This is a genomic window from Noviherbaspirillum denitrificans, assembly GCF_002211445.1.
In the GTDB taxonomy this organism is placed as follows: domain Bacteria; phylum Pseudomonadota; class Gammaproteobacteria; order Burkholderiales; family Burkholderiaceae_D; genus Noviherbaspirillum; species Noviherbaspirillum denitrificans.
Genome location: NZ_LSTO01000044.1, coordinates 1 through 1,340, shown reverse-complemented (window position 1 = coordinate 1,340; position 1,340 = coordinate 1). Strand labels below are relative to the sequence as shown.

2 protein-coding genes are annotated in these 1,340 nt (G+C 59.8%); one reads left to right on the top strand and one right to left on the bottom strand.

Going from position 1 to position 1,340, the window contains the following annotated elements; genetic code table 11:
• Positions 1 to 52: 52 nt before the first annotated feature.
• Positions 53 to 766, bottom strand: coding sequence for an IclR family transcriptional regulator (locus AYR66_RS28050; RefSeq protein ID WP_088710792.1), 714 nt, complete (start codon positions 764 to 766; stop codon positions 53 to 55).
• 280 nt (positions 767 to 1,046) lie between these two features.
• On the opposite strand from AYR66_RS28050, the gene AYR66_RS28045 reads away from it, so the two are divergent.
• On the top strand, positions 1,047 to 1,340 hold a 294-nt coding region (locus AYR66_RS28045), incomplete at its 3' end, for an aldehyde dehydrogenase family protein (RefSeq protein WP_141104367.1).

Sequence of the window (1,340 nt, the reverse complement as noted above, 5' to 3'; positions counted from 1 at the left end):
ATGCGCTGATGGAGGGCGGTTCCGGACCGAGGGGCCGGAACCGCGGAAGATGCTACTTCGAACCTGCCTTGTCGAACACGTTCGGATTCCCGCCGAAGGCCTGGGTCAGAGCCCGTGCCTGCTGGAAGATGACGGGCAGGATCTTGTCCACGCCGGTTTCCTCGATGCGGTAGCGCGGCCCCGACACCGCGATGGCGCCGGCCAGTTTCTGGTTCAGGCCGAACACCGGGCAGGACACGGCGGCGGTTTCCGGATCGCGTTCGCCGAAGGACGCGGAATACAGTTTCTCGCGGATCTCGTCATAGCGTTGGCCACCCATGCCCTCGAAGGCAAGGATCACATGGCCCGACGCGCCGACGTTGATCGGCAGGCGGTCGCCCTCGCTGATCGAGTCGCGAATCGCGCGCAGCGGATCGACACGATGCAGGCAGACTCGGTGGTTGCCGTCACGGATGAAAAACGACGCGCCTTCGTGCAGTTCCGCGACGATCGCGCGCAAGGCTTGCGGCACATGGTCCGCGGTCTTGAACTGGCGCTGGTAAAGCGTGCCAAGGAACAAAGGCTTGGAACCCAGCTTGTAATAGCCCTCGTCGTCGCGGCGCAGGTAGCCAAACTTTTCGAGCGATTCCGCGAGGCGCATCGTCGTGCTCTTGTAGAAGCCGGTGCGCTTGGAAATTTCGGTCAGGGTCAGGCTCGCGTCGTTTTCCGTAAATGCATCCAGGATCGACAGCGCGCGGTCTACCGCTGCAACGCCCTCATTGTTCATGCTTTCTCCAAAATGGTACGAAGTTCTATTTTAAGTTGGATCGCCGGACAGCGTACTGCAAATGACGAAATGCGGATTATATAAGTGAAAAGATTTCCTTATTTGCAAGAAAGCCCGGCTTATTGCAGGTATCAACAGGCAATTTCCTGGTTCCCGGCATCGATTTATCGCTTGAAGTCTTACTTCGATTAATCAATAATAGAACTGTGTTCTATCTGACGCTACAAGTACTCTGAATCTTGCCTCGAAGGCACACCTCGACCGCACACTGGAGCAGCCAATGACATCCCTCGACAGTCTTCCGAAATACGGCAATTACATCGACGGCAAGGTGGTGCCGCCGTCTTCCGGGCAATATTTCCCCACCGAGAACCCGTTCGACGGCCAGGCGTGGGCGCTGATCGGCCGCGGCAGCAAGGCCGACGTCGATGCGGCGGTCGCCGCCGCTGACCGCGCCTTCAACGCTGGCGCATGGCCGGCGCTGTCCGCGACGCAGCGCGGCCACATGCTGTGGAAACTGGGCGACCTGATCATCGCCAACGCAGAGCGCCTCGCCGAGATCGAGCGCCGCGAC

What these genes read in the sequence shown, in the direction of transcription:
- AYR66_RS28050 (WP_088710792.1), bottom strand. Translation starts at nt 766, where the DNA reads ATGAACAATGAGGGCGTTGCAGCGGTAGACCGCGCGCTGTCGATCCTG.